The 15692-nt window shown below is 24.9% G+C and carries 15 protein-coding genes; 5 read left to right on the top strand and 10 right to left on the bottom strand.

Features of this window, described 5'->3' with window-relative positions; genetic code table 11:
* Positions 1-257 (bottom strand): hypothetical protein (locus N3D74_06030; GenBank protein MCX8095726.1); only part of this gene is annotated, 257 nt, incomplete at its 3' end.
* 134 nt (positions 258-391) lie between these two features.
* On the opposite strand from N3D74_06030, the gene N3D74_06035 reads away from it, so the two are divergent.
* A complete protein-coding gene (locus tag N3D74_06035; GenBank protein ID MCX8095727.1) occupies positions 392-862 on the top strand; it encodes a hypothetical protein in 471 nt (156 codons plus the stop codon).
* Positions 863-865: 3 nt separating this feature from the next.
* On the opposite strand, the gene N3D74_06040 is transcribed toward N3D74_06035, so the two are convergent.
* The 3 genes from N3D74_06040 to N3D74_06050 form a co-directional block, all read right to left on the bottom strand.
* The gene (locus tag N3D74_06040) at positions 866-1486 is read right to left on the bottom strand and encodes a hypothetical protein (GenBank protein ID MCX8095728.1); all 621 of its coding nucleotides are present in this window, start codon (positions 1484-1486) and stop codon (positions 866-868) included.
* An 89-nt stretch (positions 1487-1575) separates the two neighbouring features.
* On the bottom strand, positions 1576-2472 hold the full coding sequence (locus tag N3D74_06045) for a hypothetical protein (GenBank protein MCX8095729.1): 897 nt from the start codon (positions 2470-2472) through the stop codon (positions 1576-1578).
* A gap of 83 nt (positions 2473-2555) precedes the next feature.
* Entirely contained in the window at positions 2556-3416 is an 861-nt protein-coding gene (locus tag N3D74_06050) for a DegV family protein (GenBank protein MCX8095730.1), read from the bottom strand.
* Positions 3417-3489: 73 nt separating this feature from the next.
* Here N3D74_06050 and N3D74_06055 point away from each other — a divergent pair, with 73 nt between their 5' ends.
* On the top strand, positions 3490-3879 hold the full coding sequence (locus tag N3D74_06055) for a hypothetical protein (protein ID MCX8095731.1): 390 nt from the start codon (positions 3490-3492) through the stop codon (positions 3877-3879).
* Here N3D74_06055 and N3D74_06060 read toward each other — a convergent pair.
* Positions 3876-4604, bottom strand: a complete 729-nt coding sequence (locus tag N3D74_06060) for a hypothetical protein (protein ID MCX8095732.1) — start codon at positions 4602-4604, stop codon at positions 3876-3878. The genes N3D74_06055 and N3D74_06060 overlap by 4 nt on opposite strands.
* A 37-nt stretch (positions 4605-4641) precedes the next feature.
* Between N3D74_06060 and phrB the strand changes: the two genes are divergently transcribed.
* Positions 4642-5997: a deoxyribodipyrimidine photo-lyase gene (phrB, locus tag N3D74_06065; protein ID MCX8095733.1), complete on the top strand. Its 1356-nt coding sequence runs from the start codon at positions 4642-4644 to the stop codon at positions 5995-5997.
* Here the strand turns inward: phrB and N3D74_06070 are convergent.
* Positions 5974-6591: a glycerol-3-phosphate acyltransferase gene (locus N3D74_06070; protein MCX8095734.1), complete on the bottom strand. Its 618-nt coding sequence runs from the start codon at positions 6589-6591 to the stop codon at positions 5974-5976. The two genes, phrB and N3D74_06070, sit on opposite strands and share 24 nt — an antisense overlap.
* 102 nt (positions 6592-6693) lie before the next feature.
* Between N3D74_06070 and N3D74_06075 the strand changes: the two genes are divergently transcribed.
* Both N3D74_06075 and N3D74_06080 read left to right on the top strand, forming a co-directional pair.
* Positions 6694-7788 (top strand): glycosyltransferase family 2 protein, encoded by a 1095-nt coding sequence (locus N3D74_06075; GenBank protein MCX8095735.1) that lies wholly within the window; start codon positions 6694-6696, stop codon positions 7786-7788.
* Positions 7789-7856: 68 nt separating this feature from the next.
* Positions 7857-8648, top strand: a complete 792-nt coding sequence (locus N3D74_06080; protein MCX8095736.1) for a hypothetical protein — start codon at positions 7857-7859, stop codon at positions 8646-8648.
* Here the strand turns inward: N3D74_06080 and N3D74_06085 are convergent.
* Genes N3D74_06085 through N3D74_06100 form a run of 4 tightly spaced genes read right to left on the bottom strand, consistent with a single transcriptional unit; the run spans position 8640 to position 14786 of the window.
* Positions 8640-10790: a stalk domain-containing protein gene (locus N3D74_06085; GenBank protein ID MCX8095737.1), complete on the bottom strand. Its 2151-nt coding sequence runs from the start codon at positions 10788-10790 to the stop codon at positions 8640-8642. The two genes, N3D74_06080 and N3D74_06085, sit on opposite strands and share 9 nt — an antisense overlap.
* A gap of 10 nt (positions 10791-10800) precedes the next feature.
* Entirely contained in the window at positions 10801-13101 is a 2301-nt protein-coding gene (locus tag N3D74_06090; protein MCX8095738.1) for a PEGA domain-containing protein, read from the bottom strand.
* A gap of 12 nt (positions 13102-13113) precedes the next feature.
* Positions 13114-13896: a Stp1/IreP family PP2C-type Ser/Thr phosphatase gene (locus tag N3D74_06095; protein ID MCX8095739.1), complete on the bottom strand. Its 783-nt coding sequence runs from the start codon at positions 13894-13896 to the stop codon at positions 13114-13116.
* A complete protein-coding gene (locus N3D74_06100) occupies positions 13893-14786 on the bottom strand; it encodes an FHA domain-containing protein (protein ID MCX8095740.1) in 894 nt (297 codons plus the stop codon). The genes N3D74_06095 and N3D74_06100 overlap by 4 nt, the downstream gene beginning before the upstream one ends.
* Between the last annotated feature and the right edge of the window lie 906 nt (positions 14787-15692).

The following is a 15692-nucleotide window of genomic DNA, read 5'->3' on the forward strand; positions in this document are numbered from 1 at the left end:
CCCTTAGATATCTCACTTACACCTTGAATTAAATCAATAAATAAAACTCCTAATCCAACACCTTCAATTATTCCACCAGGAATAAGAAGTTCTTTTTCTTTTGAAATAATTGACCAAATAATAAAAAGTAAACCAAGTGATGGAAGAAAAAGAATTCCAAAAATTGAGAATTTAAAGATATTTGCTAAAATCATAAATGTTCCAGCAAGAAGTAAGATGCTGCCTAAGAACAACTTTCCTAAATCTTTCCTTTCCATATTAAAACCTCCTAAAAATTAGTTTCAAAATAAGAATAAAATGTGACTGGTCATATTTTGAAGTGCCAAAAGTCATATTTAATTCATATGACTTTTTTCTTATTTGATTTATAATTTTGTTAAAGGAGAAAAAGATGAAAGAACTCAATATTTTCAGATATTTTTTAGGAGAGTTTTCAGGAGAAGGAAATAGTGATTGGGGATATTGTAATAAAAGATCAACATATACATACCCATTTAATTTAAGTGGGAATTTTATTAAACTTGAATGGGAACTTTCTTATCCAAGACAAGAGAAAAATCCTCTTGGAGATTTTCTTAGAGGAGTTGGATTTATAAATTTTGATAAAGTTAAAAAGAATTTTGTTTTAACTCTTTTTATGAGTGAAGGTTATATTGAAAAATACACTGGAAACTTTAATCCACTGAATAATGAATTTGAATTTGAACTTAAAGATTCCGCAAATCTTCCTGAGACACTTGAAGCAAAGATTTTAATTAAAATTCTTGATGATGATGAATTTGAAGAGATATATTCTTGGAGAATGAATAAAGAAGAAGATTATAAAACATATCTTAAGGTTCATAATAGAAGAATTAAATAAATTTTAATTTTTAGATTTTCTTATAATAAAGCCTGTATCATCTATAAATATTTCAAAATTGTATCCAGGATATTGAAATGCACCTATTCCATATGCAGTATCAACAAAAGGTAATTTTTCGTAATTTTTCAAAATAAATTCCCAAAAAGAATTATCTTTATTTATTTCATAAATCTCTTGAGGTATGTCTTTCTCTTTTGTAAACCTTCCAGAAAATCTTGTAATTCTAAAATAACTTTCTGCACCCAGCCATCTTAACCATTTATCAAAAACAAGAATTTCACCTTCAATCATCCACTGATCTCCCTTTAAATCAAATACATACTTTTTATTATTTTTTATATCTGTATAAATTATATTTATAATTTCATTATTTTTTACAGCATAAACTTCACCTATTTTTTCTTCATAAGAAAATCTTGAAAATGTTTGAAGTAAAGAAAAAATTAAAACAAAAATAATTGATATTAATAATAAAATAAAGAAAGTCAAAAATGAAGAAATTAAATTTTTAAAACTCTCCTTCTTTTTAAAAAATCTAATAAGTGTTGATATTAAAAAATAAATTGAAATAATAAGAGAAACTAAACCAATTAAACCTATAAAAATTTTAAAGGTATCCATATTTTAATTTTATCAAGATTAAAAGATAAAATAAAAAAAAGGGTGCTAAAGTAGCACCCTCTTTCGTTTAAAACTAACCTTAAATTTATTTATATATTTGAGGAGGAAGGTGAGGTATCAAAATTATCATTGAAAAAATTTCCATTACAATGTGGTCCTCTTCTTGGTCCTTTTCCAAATCCTGGTCCATTAATGAATTTTTCAACAAAATCATCAAGTTTTTCAAGGAACTTTGACTTTTCTTCCTCTGTTATTTTTCCATCATTAACTAATTGATTAACTTTCTCTAAAACAACATCTTTTACAACCTTTACAAGTTCATCTTTTTTAATTCCTTTTGATTCTGCAAATTGAAGAAGAGATTTTCCTTCTTTTACTGCAGTCTTAAATTCATCAAGAGAGAAATTTAGTTTGTTAAGTACATCTTCCATTATCCCTTTTCCATCAAAAAGAAATCTTTTTCCCATTGGAGGTTCAACTGGTGGTGTTCCATTTTTTGGTGGTTCAACTGGTGGTTCTCCCTTTCCTTTTTTAAATGGAGGAGTTTTTGTAATAAAATCTTCTATTCTTTTATCAATATTAGTTAAAAAATTTTCTTTTTCAGTTTGCGTAATTTTTCCATCTTTTAATAGTTGGTCTAACTTTTCTGTAATTACAGATTTAAAAGTTTCAATAAGTTTTTCTTTTGTAATACCTTTATCTTGTGCATAATCAAGAAGTGTTTTTCCTTGATCCCAATAAGTTTTTAATTCATCTTGAGTTAAATTTAATCTTTTTAGAACCTCTTCTATTATTCCAGGTCCCATAATTTTAAAGTGGATCCCTTTAGGGTGATCATTACATTGAAGAACTTCCTCTGCAAAAGTTGTTTTCATTATTGAAAGAGTTGAAGAATTTTTTCCTACTAGAATTGTGTATAATGTACCACCTAAAAAAAGTATTCCTGCAAGAAGCACTACCATTAATATCTTTATTCCTTTCTTCATACAACACCTCCTTTCATATAAGTGTCTGTAATAACTTTAAAAAAATATTGTTAAGGAAATATTAAGGGTTAATATGTTTAAAATTATTTCTCCAAGAAACTTAAACCAATAGAATTTAGCCCTATATGAGATGTAATTGTTGCTCCAAATTTTACAGTTAAAAATGAGCCAAGTTTTACATATTTTATAACTTCATCTTTTAATGTATCAAATTTTTTTAAATAGATATTATTTACAATATTATTAGCAACACCACCAATAAATTCTCCACCCTTGTAATTTTCCTTTAAAAATTTTAAAAAAGTTGAAATTATATAATTTGTTCCCATAATTTTCCCTGAACCATATGGTTCAATTAATCCACCCTTAAGCATTAAAACTGGTTTGAAATTTAGAATTGTACCTAAAAGATATTTTGCTTTTCCTATTCTCCCACCCATTTCAAGTGCTTTAAGATTATCAAGAATAAAAAGAGTTACAACTTTATCTAAAACTTTTTTAACACCTTCAACAATCTCATTGAAATTTTTGCCCTCTTTTTTTAGAAGTGATGCAAAATAAACAACAAGACCTAAAGCTCCAGAAGCATTTTTTGAATCAATTACTGTAATTCTATTATCTTTATCAATTTCATTTTTTGCAAGAACAGCAGAATTATAGGTACCAGAAAGTTTTGAAGATATATGAATTGATATTATTTTTTCAAAATCTTTTAAAAGTTTTTTATAAATTTCAATAAAATCAAGGGGAGTTGGTTGTGATGTTTGGGGAAGTTTTTCACAGGTTTTCATAACTTCATAAAACTCTTCATTTGAAATATCAATTCCTTCTCTATATCTTTTTCCCTTGATTGTTAAATAAAGCGGAACAACTTCTATATCATGTTCCTTTTTTGTATTCTCATCGAAATCCCAAGTTGAATCAGTTACGATTTTTATATTCATATGCAAAATTTTATCAAAAAATTTATTAAAAATTTAAAAAATTGATAAAATTAAAATCATAAGGAGGTCTTTAATGGATATAAGATCAATTCATATGTTATTTATTTTTGTTGGCACTATAGCACTTATTCTTTCCATTATTGTTGTTTTATCCAAAAAAGGAAAATTTTTATATAAACATAAAATACTTTCAACTATAGGTTTTATTATAGTAAATTTAAGTATTTTGAGTATATATATAAATAATGAGAGACTAAATCTTACTTATTCACACGGAATTTTAGGATTTTTATTTTTTATTTTTTCTTTATTGAATCTTATCTTAGGTTTTGTTTATACTGGAAAAGTTAAACCAAAAACAAAAAAGTTAATAAGAGCGATACATATTTGGATTGGAAGAGTTCTTTTTGTTATTCTTATTTTAAATATATATTTTGGTTATATAATTTTTAAACCTTTTTAGACAAATAATCTCTGACAAGACTCACAGAAATAGGTTTTTCTTTTTGTCTCTCCAATATATTTTAGTTTAATCTTTTCTCCATCAATTGAACATATTTTCTTACCATAAATCAAAAGATGATTTTTTAATCTCTTATTGAATTTTCTCACAAGATAAAATTCATAAGAAAAAGATAAAACTTTTTCTATTAAATTATCTATATACTCTTCTTCAATTTTTTCTCCAATACTTAAAGGGTGAACATTTGCTCTAAAAAGAGCTTCATTTTTTATAATATTTCCAACTCCAGCAAAAGTGCCTTGATCAAGAAGTATATCAGATATTATTTTTTTTGAATTTTTAATTTTATTTTTTGCTTTTAATTTATCAAAGTTTTCACTCATTATATCTATAGATTGATCTAAATAAAATTCATCTCTTTTTATAATTTTTATTGAAGTATTATAAAAATTTATTTCTGAATTATTAATTACTATTGATAATCTCTCTCTTTTATTTTCTCTTTTTTCATTAATTCTAAATGAGCCATACATTAAAAAATGAATAATTAAATAAAAATCATCAAATTCAAAGATAAGTTTCTTGCCAAAAGATTTAATATCTAAAACTCTCTTTCCAATTAATAACTCTTTATTTTCTTTTGTATTTCCATTAACATCTAAAATAATTTTATCTCTTATAAATGATAATTTTTCTTTGATTAATAAAACTCCTGGCCCTTCCATTTTTTAATTTTACAATAAATACAATTATAATTTAATTATGAATATTGAAGAAAGAATTATAAAACATAAAGAAAGAAAAATTTTTGGGGGAGATTACATAATTTATTGGATGAGTAGAGATCAGAGAGTTGATGATAATTTATGCATTATATATGGAATTGAACTTTCAAAAAAATATAATAAAAATTTTGGTGTACTCTTCAATGTATTTCCAACATTCCTTGATTCAACTATAAGACAGTATGATTTTATGTTAAAAGGTTTAATTGAGGTTGAAAGGAAACTTGGTGAATTTGGGATTCCTTTTTTTCTTCTATTTGGAGACCCTGTTGAAAATATTTTAAATTTTATTAAAGAAAAAAGAGTATCAATACTTATTACTGACTTTTCTCCATTGAGAATATCAAGAGAAATAAAAGTTGTTTTAAAAGAAAAATTAAATATCTCTTTTTATGAAATCGATACTCACAATATAATTCCTCCATGGATAACTTCACCCAAATTGGAGTTTAGTGCTTTCACAATAAGAAAAAAAATTAATAAACTTTTAGATAAATTTCTTATTGAACCATCTATAATTAATTATAAAAAAAGTAAAATCTTAAACAGAAACAATTGGGATGAAATTTATAAAAAGATAAAGGTTGAAAGAAGTGTTTCCATATCTAAATTTTTTATTCCAGGTGAAGAGGTTGCAAAAAAAGTTTTAAAAGAATTTATTGAAAACAAATTAAATGGATATAAATTATATAGAAATGACCCTACCAAAAATTATTTATCAAATCTTTCTCCATATCTTCATTTCGGAATGATATCTCCTTTAAGAGTTGCGCTTGAAGTTATTAATTCAGAAAAAGACAAAGAAAGTAAAGAGGCATATCTTGAAGAATTAATCATAAGAAGAGAGCTTGCTGAAAACTTTTGTTTTTACAACCAAAATTATGATAATCATTTAGGAATTCCAAAATGGGCAAAAGAAACTCTTGAAAAACATTTGAATGATGAAAAAGATTTTGTCTATGACATTTATCAATTTGAGAACTCTAAAACTCATGATCCACTTTGGAATGCATGTCAAAAAGAAATGATTATAACAGGTAAAATGCACGGTTATATGAGAATGTATTGGGCTAAAAAAATTTTAGAATGGAGTAGAGATTATAAAGATGCCATTAAAATTGCAATTTATTTAAATGACAAATATGAGTTAGATGGAAGAGATCCTAATGGTTACACTGGAATTTTGTGGTCAATAGGAGGAGTTCATGATAGGCCATTTCCTGAAAGAAAAATTTTTGGGAAAATAAGATATATGTCAAAAAATGGCCTTAAAAAAAAGTTTAATATTCAAAATTACATTGACCAAGTTTCAACTCTTGAAAGGATTTCTTAATTTAAATTTAGGTTTTACAAAAAGATCCTTTTTAACCTTTATAAGAACAATTAAAAGATTAATAGAATAAATTATAAGAAACTCCTTAGGATATTCTCTTAAGATAAGAAGAAAGAAAAGAGAGATAAAACCAAGAACAGAGCATATAGAACTATTATTTTGAATTGAACATGAGATTAATGTAGTTATTCCCATAAGAGTGGGTCCTTCCCATAGTGTTAAAGCAGTCCATAATCCAAAAGATGACGCCATTGTCTTACCACCTTTAAATTTTAAAAAAGGAGAAAAAGCATGTCCTAAAATTGGAGCTATTGAAAGAATTATTAAATAAAGACTATTTTGTGGATATAATTTCTGAGTAATAATTGAAGGAATTAAACCCTTAGAGTAATCTAAAATAAGAGTTGGGATTCCAATTTTAGCACCACCAACTTTAAATGCATTCCAAGTACCAGGATTTCCGTCTCCATATTTTCTTATATCTTCTTTATAAAATATTTTTGAAAGCAAATATCCAAAAAGAATTGATCCATAAAAAAAGAAAACAATAAATAAAAAAATTGGATTTTTTAAAAAATAGATAATCCTTTCCATAAATTTATTATATTCAATTTATCCTTGATATTTAAAATTTTTTAAAATATAAATAAATTATAAATTATGTTGAATTATATTATAAGACAACAACTAAATATTATGTTATTTTTTTTAGCTGTTTTTATCAATTCAATTATAAATCTCTTTAGAATTAAAAATTTAAAAAGTATTAAAGAAATAACCGAAAATTTACCTTATATTTCAATATTAATTCCAGCAAGAAACGAAGAAAAAAATATTGAAAGATGTGTTAGATCTGTTTTAAATCAAAATTTAAAGAATTTTGAATTAATTGTTTTAAATGATAATTCAGAAGATAATACACTTGAAATATTAGAGAAAATTCAAAAAGAAGATATAAGATTAAAAATAATTGATAACAAAATATTGAAAGAAGGTTGGCTTGGGAAACCAAATGCATGTCAGATTTTATATGAAAATTCAAAAGGAGATATTTTAGTATTTTTGGATGCAGATACTTTTCATAAAGAGAATTCAATTTCAAAAGCGGTTTCTTTTTTAATAAAAAATAATTTAGATTACATATCAGTTTTCCCACAAGAAATAGTCTCATCAACTTTTGAAAAAATTATTATTCCATTTATGAACTTTGCGCTAATGTCTTTTTATCCACTTATTCCTTTTGCGAATGGTCAGTTTGTTATTTATAAAAGAGAAGTTTTAGATAAAATTGGTGGATTTGAAAAAATTAAAGATGAAGTTCTTGATGATATTAAAATGGCAAATATTTTAAGAATTTTAAAATTTAAAACTAGAATTTTATCAGGAAAAAATTTATCCTTTTGCAGAATGTATTATGATGTAAAATCAGTTTTTATGGGTTTTATAAAAAGTTATTTTGCAATATTCGATTACCATCTTCTTTTATCTATTTTTGTTTTTACATACCTTGTTTTTGCATTTTTTTATCCATATATATTGCTTTATTTAAAAATAAAGTATCACATAAATGAAATAAGATATTTAAACATAATTTCTATATATTTATTTTCATATTTAATTTTTCTTTTAACTTATTATAAATTTGGATATCCATTAATTTATTCAATTCTTTTTCAAATAACAATTTTAATAAATTCTCTTATTGGTTATCTATCTATAATTTATACAATAGCAGGCAAAAGAATCTGGAAGGGAAGAACAATTCCAAAGAAAAGATTTAAAATAATTTGAAATATGATATCATTTAATAAACTATTGAAAAATATAGTTTTTATAAAAATTTTTGGAGGTATATTCTCATGAAAAAATTTTTCAAAGTATTATTAAGAATCTTTATTCCAATATTAATTATTCTTATTGTTTTAGGCTACTTTGGATTTGTGCCTTTTATTTCAGACATACTTGGAACAAATAAACCTAAAGACCTTGGAGTTAATTTTACAGAAAAGGATTTTGAATCTGCAAGAAGTAAAACTGGTGTTAAATGGGAAACATTAAAAGGTGATATCAAACCAGAAGAGAGTTTAAAATATTCTGGAAAAAGAAGTGTTAGGATGGATTTGACTTCAAGTGAACTTACATCCCTTACTTATGAAAGAAAATGGAGATACTATCCTTTAAAAAATTGGACAGTAAAAATAAATAAAGATGGAACAGTTGAAACATCTGGACAGATTTTAACAAATAAACTAATGGATTCACTAAAAGCATTTGGAATTTCTCTCGAGAAATCATTAAATAATATAGATTTAAAATATGGCATTCTTGGAAGTTTACAAAATCCTCAAATTGAAAGATTTTATTCTTTACTTAATCAAATTTCAAGATTTATAAAATCAAATCCATCTTTTTATATAAAAGGAAAAGCAGAAATTAAAAACAATAAAATAACTTTACTTGAATTACAATCTGTTTATCTTGGTAAGTTAAATTTAACAAATACAGTTAATAAATATATAGGAGAAATTAAAAGTTTTATTGAGGAAATTTTAAACAATACTCCTGGCTTATATGTAACTTCTCTTATTTTTCAAGATATGAAATTAAAATTTGTTGGTACACTTCCAGCGGTTGAATCTCATTTAGAGTGACAATTCTATAACTATTTTCTTTTCATTAGCAAACCACTTAACATTTGCACCAAAAGATTCTGAAATAAACCTTAAAGGAACAAAAGTCCTTCCTTCTTTAATTAAAGGTGGAGAATCGAGTGTTATAATCTTATCATTTACTCTTGCTAATTTATTACCAACTTGAAGAGTTATTTTAATATTTTTAGCTTGAAGATAAATTCTTATTGTTTTTGTATCATTCTCCCATGTGACTTCTGCTCCAAATGATTCAGAAATAAATCTTATTGGTACTACTGTTCTTCCTGGTGGAACAATAAATGGAGAGATTTTTGTATTATTAGGATCAATATAAACTTCTTTTTCATTTATTAATGCCTTTGATTTATCAATCCAAAGAGTTATAGTGAGTTTTTCGGGTTTTGGTTCTCCTAAAACTAATGAGAGAGGAATTTTTTGAACTCTTCTATTTCCAGAATCACAAACATAAATAAAACCCTTATAAATAAATAAATAATTTGGTTCAAAAAATTTACCTAATTCAAGAGAATAATTAAGTTCAGTAGTTCTTAATGATGAAATTTTTGTTAATGGACCTCCAAATTCACCAAAGGTTTTTATAAATTTTAAAATATTTCCATCCCAATTGAATATTTTAATATCACATGATTCACTATCAAGAATGAATAAATAATTTTCATACAAATAAATTGATGTAGGATTATAAAGGTTTAAGTTTTTGCCTTCATAAAGAAAATTGAAGTTTTTATCATATATTAAAATTCTTTTATTTCCATTATCTATAATAAAAATGTTTTCATAATTATCAATAAATATAGATATTGGATAATCAAATTCATATAGACCTTTACCATATTTGCCAAATGTTTTTATAAAATTTCCATCACTTGAAAAAATTACTATCCTATCATTATAAGAATCAACAACATAAATTTTTCCCCTATAAACAAAAATATTTTGAGGAAATAAAAACGAATCATTGTTAAAATTTTCTATTTTAAATCTAAAGTTTAAATTTTTATCAAAAGAAGATATTTCACCAATATATTTCGATATTGTATAAATATTTCCATTATCATCTATTGATATTCCATTTGGATGTTCAAATGCGTAATTTATTTTTTTAATAAAATTTTTATTATTATCAAATATTGAAATAGAATTATTCATATTATCAACAATATATATTTTTTCATCATTTGAAATAGTTAATGAATTTGGATATAAGAATAATCCATCTTTTAGTGGTTCACCATATGATCTTATAAAATTACCATCTTGAGAAATAACATCAACTCTATTCTCCCATGGAACAGTGTAAATTATATTATATTCTTTTGTAATAAAAATTGAAATTGGTGCTTTATTGAAGAACCAATACGCATCAGTGTTTATTTTGAATTCTTTTAATTTTGTATTTCCAAAATCTTTATAAACATATATTTTAATATTATAATAATCAGAAATGTAAATTTTATCACTATCATCTACAAAAACATCCGATGGCCTTCCATCAATATTAATTTTTTTAATGAAATTAAAATTAATATCAAAGATTTGAACTCTTCTATTCTTGGAATCACATATAAATATATTCCCATTTTTATTTATATAAATTCCGAGAGGACCATTAAATTCTCCATTATTTTCACCCTTTTTCCCAAATTCAGAAATAAATTTTCCATTTAAATCGTAAATTAATATTTTTGAACTGTCAAAATCTGTTATATAAACTTTCCCATTATATATAGAAAGATCAATTGGTGAACTTAATCTTTCCTTTCCAAATGTTGATACAAAATTATAATTTTCATCGAATACTTGAATTCTACTATTATTTGTATCAACAATATAAATCTTTTTATCTTCTCCCAAAATAATTGAATTAGGAGAGTTAAATTTACTATTTTCTTCTCCGAAACATCCAAATTCATACCATTTGTTTAAATTTATATCTAAAATTGAGATAGTATTTCCAATGTAATTTGATAAATAAAGTTTATTAGAATTTAAATATATACCGGTTGGGAATATTAAATTTGAAGAGCTTCCTCCTTTACCAATAATTTCGATAGTTTGTAATTTAAAACTAAATAAATTTATAATAAAAAATAAAATTATAATTAAGTAATTTTTTCTCAAATTAACCTCCCTATGGAGATTTTTCAAGAGTTACATCAATTGTTTTAGTATCTCCTTCATTTAAAGTTACTTCAGTTAAATAATCTAAATAACCCTCTAATCGAAGAATTATCTCATGTTTTCCTGGTTTTACCTCAAAAGTTCCATCACTCAAACCAACTAAAATTTTATCAATATAAACTTCAACCCCTTTTGGTTTTGTTATTATTTTTAAATATGTTTTAGAGGTCAGTTTTTTCAAAGTAACTATAATATTTTGTTCTTCATTCCCTACTATATTTACTACCTTTTCATAATCTTCATATCCTGTTAATGAAATTTTAATTCTATAACTACCTTCTTTTAATTTTAAAGATATTGGTGTTTGACCTCTATATGTATTATCTATATATAATTTTGCTTTTGGGGATGAATCTATATTAAGAGTTCCTTCTAGTATTATTTCTTTCTTCTTTAAATTTGCTTCAATTAAAGCTTCTTCATTCTTTTTAATATTTACTTCTTTTTCCCAATCTTCGTAATTTTCATAAGTTAATTTAATTTTATAAGTTCCCTCATTTAGATTTATTTCCATTGGAGATTTTCCTTTTAACTCATTATTTATATAAATATTACAATTTGATGGTTCGCTTTTTATTTTTAACAATCCTAAATTTTCGCTCAATTTATTTAAATTAACTTTTATCTCTTTATTTTCTGTTATATTTATTGATAAAATATAATCTTCATAACCATCAAGTTTTAATTTAATTATGTGAGTTCCTATTGAAATATCAGAGAAAATATGAGGAGTTAAAAAGTTGGTATCTTTATCATCTATAAAAATTCTCGCACCTTCTGGTTCTGTTTCTATTTTTAAAGTTACTAAATTTATCTCCTCAAAATCAAAAAAAATCTCTTTTGAATCTCCATTGCTTAATAAAACTTCCTCTTTTTTTGTTTTATCTTTATATTTTACTTCTATTAAATAATTTTTTGCATTTAAATTATTGAATTGATAAGGAGTTTTAAATCCAGTGTCTTTTCCGTCAATATAGATATTTAAACCTTCTGGTTGAGATTTAATCATTAAAGATGCATAAATTATATTTTGATTTATTGGAACTTTTGGTTTAAGTTTTAAGTAAATTGCAAAAGAAATACCAGAAATTATTAAAAACAATATAATTAATAAAATAAAATTCTTTTTTAAAAATAAATTTGGGTGTAAAATTTTTTCTTTTGAAACTTCTATTTTTCTTTTTAATTTCACATTTATTACTGCTCTTCTATAAGGAATAACATCAATTTTAATTTTTTGGTTTTCAAAACCGTCTTTTTCAATAAAAATTTCATATTTTTTAGGTGATAAATTTTCAATCAGTAAAGGAGAAAACCCTTTTTCTTCTTCATTGATTAAAATTTTTGCATTTTCTGGATCTGTTTTTATAAAAATTTCTCCATAACCTTCTATTAACTCTTCTTTTTCTTTAAATTCAATTTTCTTTTTTACTAATTTTCCTCTTTTTATTAAAATTAAATCTTTTATAAATTCTTCTGGTGTTTGATATCTATTTTCCTTATTTTTTGATAAACTTTTTTTAATTACATATTCAAGATCTTTAAATTTTTCTGGCAAATTAAGTGGAGGAGGCTCTTTTGTTATATGCATATTTATAATTCCCCATGGTGTATCAGAGTCAAATGGAGGACTTCCATTAATTAATTGGTATAGTGTAATACCAACAGAATAAATATCACTTCTTATATCAACTTCTTTTCCTTGTGCTTGTTCTGGTGAAATGTAATATGGAGTTCCTAAAAAAGCACCTTCCTGAGTCATTGTGTGTGTAAAAGATACTCTTGCAATTCCAAAATCCATAACTTTAACAACACCATCTTTATTTATCATAATATTTTGTGGTTTTATATCTCTATGTGCCTCAACTCCGTTTTCCTTTGCATATTGGAGTGCTTTTAAAATTTGAATAATAATATCTATTGATTCAATTATTTCAAATTTACCCTTTTCTTCAATTAATTGCGAAAGAGTTTTCCCTTCTACATATTCCATTACAATAAAATATCTATTATTATCAACCCCAAAATCTTTTACCTTTGTAATATTTTCATGACTCATATTGCTAATAATTTCTGCTTCTCTTAAAAATCTTTTTATATAATTTGGTGAAGAAGTTAATTCATCTTTTAAAATTTTAACAGCAACAACTTCATAAGTTATAAGATCTCTTGCAATATAAACAGTTGCCATTCCCCCGCTTCCAACTTTATCATAAATTTTATATCTTTCTTTAATAATCATATCTAACATGATTAACTTCCTTTAAATGTTTATCAAAGCAATAACAACAGTCATATTATCAAAACCACCCTTTTCCTTTCCCTTATTTATTAATTTTTTTACACAAGTTTCTAATTTCCCTTTACCCATAATTTTATATATCTCTTCATCAGATAATAAATCATGAATCCCATCAGTAACAAGAATTAATCTATCATTTTTTTCAAGAGAAAGAGAATAAATATCAGGTTCCACATCTTCTTTAATGCCAATTGCTTTTGTTATAACATTTTTTGGTATTATATTTTCCATTTCTTCTTTATCAATTAATCCCTTATCCATCTCTTCCTGAAAAAGAGAATGATCTTTTGTTAATCTTAGTATCGAATTTTTCCTTATTAAGTATGTTCTTGAATCACCAATATTTAAGATTTTTGCATTTTTATCTATAATAAAAACTGCATTAAATGTTGTTCCCATTCCTTTATAATTATTATTACTTATTGATTTATCAAAAATCTTTTCATTTAATTTCTTACAAAATTCAATTAAATTTTTATCTGAAAAAATTAATTCTGGAGAGGGGCTCTCTTCTTCTTCCCCTCTCCATGTTATAGCAAAATCTCCTCTTTGGTAAACAAAATCTTTTAAATATTCAATCGCCAAAGAAGATGCTACCTCACCTGCTCTATGACCTCCCATACCATCACAAACACAGAGCACAGTAAAATTTTCTTTTGATAAAATTAAATAGTTATCTTCATTGTTTTCTCTTACATTACCTATATCGCTTTTTCCATAAGTAAAAATTATTTTTCGCATCATAGAATTTTAAACACTAAGATGGTATCTCCTATTTTTATTTCATCACCATCATTCAATTCAGTGCTTGTTATTTTTTGATTATTGACAAATGTTCCATTTGTTGAAGCAAGATCATAAATTATAAATTTATCATTCTCTAATTTTATCTTAGCATGTTGTCTTGATGCTTTGTTGTCATCAATAACTACTTCATTACCACTCTCTCTACCAAGATTTATAACTTTTTTCTTTAAAGGGAATGTTGCTCCGCCCTTCTTACCACTTTTAACAACCAAAATTGCTGGAGCTCCTTCTAAAGTTTCTTCTTCAATTACAGTTTCTTCATATTTTTTAGAAACCTTTGGTTCAGAAACAAATGTTTCCCCTGTCTTTTCAACTTTTTTTTCAGGTACATATCCTCTTGGTTCAACCTTTTTAATAGGTTCATATACTGGTTTTCTTCTTCTAATTAAAAATATATAAAGAAGTGCAATTACTAATGCTCCTATTACAATCCCACCAATTAATAATGGATAATTTAATCCCATCTTGATTCTTTCTTTTTCTTGAAGAACTATTGAAAGTGTTCTTGCTCCTACAACTTTAGTTGCATAAAGAACTGTACCTGATACCCAATATTCCTCGCCAACTCTTGGTACATCAGGAGTTGTTAAAATTGCAATAGTACCAGTTTCATCAGCCAGATCATACCATCCAAGTTGGAGCGATGGTTGTGTTCCATTTGCTGTAACTGTTCCTTTAACAGAAATAAAATGCTGATCATAATTTAAAGGATTATTATTGATATCTGATGTTTTAACAAGGAGTGGAGTATTAGGGTATGAAACACAACCAATCAAACCAATCACTAAAAGTAAAGCCAACATCACCAAAAAAAATTTTCTTACCATTTTTTACCTCCTATATATAAAAAATTTAATGAGTAATTTTAAGACTTTGAATAATTTTCAGATAAGTGTCCATAAATTCAGGGAATAGTGCAGTATCTGCAATATATGTCATGTCATAACCTATCTTATTATAAATTAAATATGTATGTGCTTCTGTAACATTCTGTCCCGCTCTATCAACTCCCTTTATAATAAAGATATATCCCTTCTCACCACTTACCTCATTTTCATTTTTAAATATCTCTTTATAATCAACATATTGTGGTATTATTCTTGCCATTTCTTTGTTACCCCATGTAACTGAATCAACTTCTGTGATATTTTTTGTAATATTAAAGTATATATATGCCTCTCCACCAAAGTATCTCCTATTTTCAGTAAAACCNGTAAACTCACCACCCATTATGTAGATATCATCATCAATTCTAACTGGTTTAAATAGAGTGTCATCAGGTGCTTTAAATGATATTCCGAGATTTTGTTCACTGTAAGTTAACCAATTATTAGCAGAATACTTAGAAAGAAATCTTGGCATATCAGGATTTAAAATATACAAAAAAGATAACCATGATGTATCCATCGCAAAATCAAGTTTCGAATAATGCTTTAAGACACTACTCTGAAACCTAATTATTGGAGCCCATATAGATATTCCTGATGCTTCATTTAAATTCATTAAAGTTGTATCAGAATAAACATAACCAGGGCTTATTTCTTTTGCAAGTATCAAATTATTCAAAATATTTATAGAATCATTAACACCCTTTTTAATATCATAGTCTGCTATTCTAATATCATTTTTTAGAATCTCGAGAAAATATTTAAGATCAACATATGTAGAATAAAGTCCTAATTTTTCAATTAGTGGTACTTTTTTGATATCTTCAACTATATAATCTCCATAAT

It is taken from the genome of Caldisericia bacterium (genome assembly GCA_026414995.1).
Taxonomy (GTDB): Bacteria; Caldisericota; Caldisericia; order B22-G15; family B22-G15; genus JAAYUH01.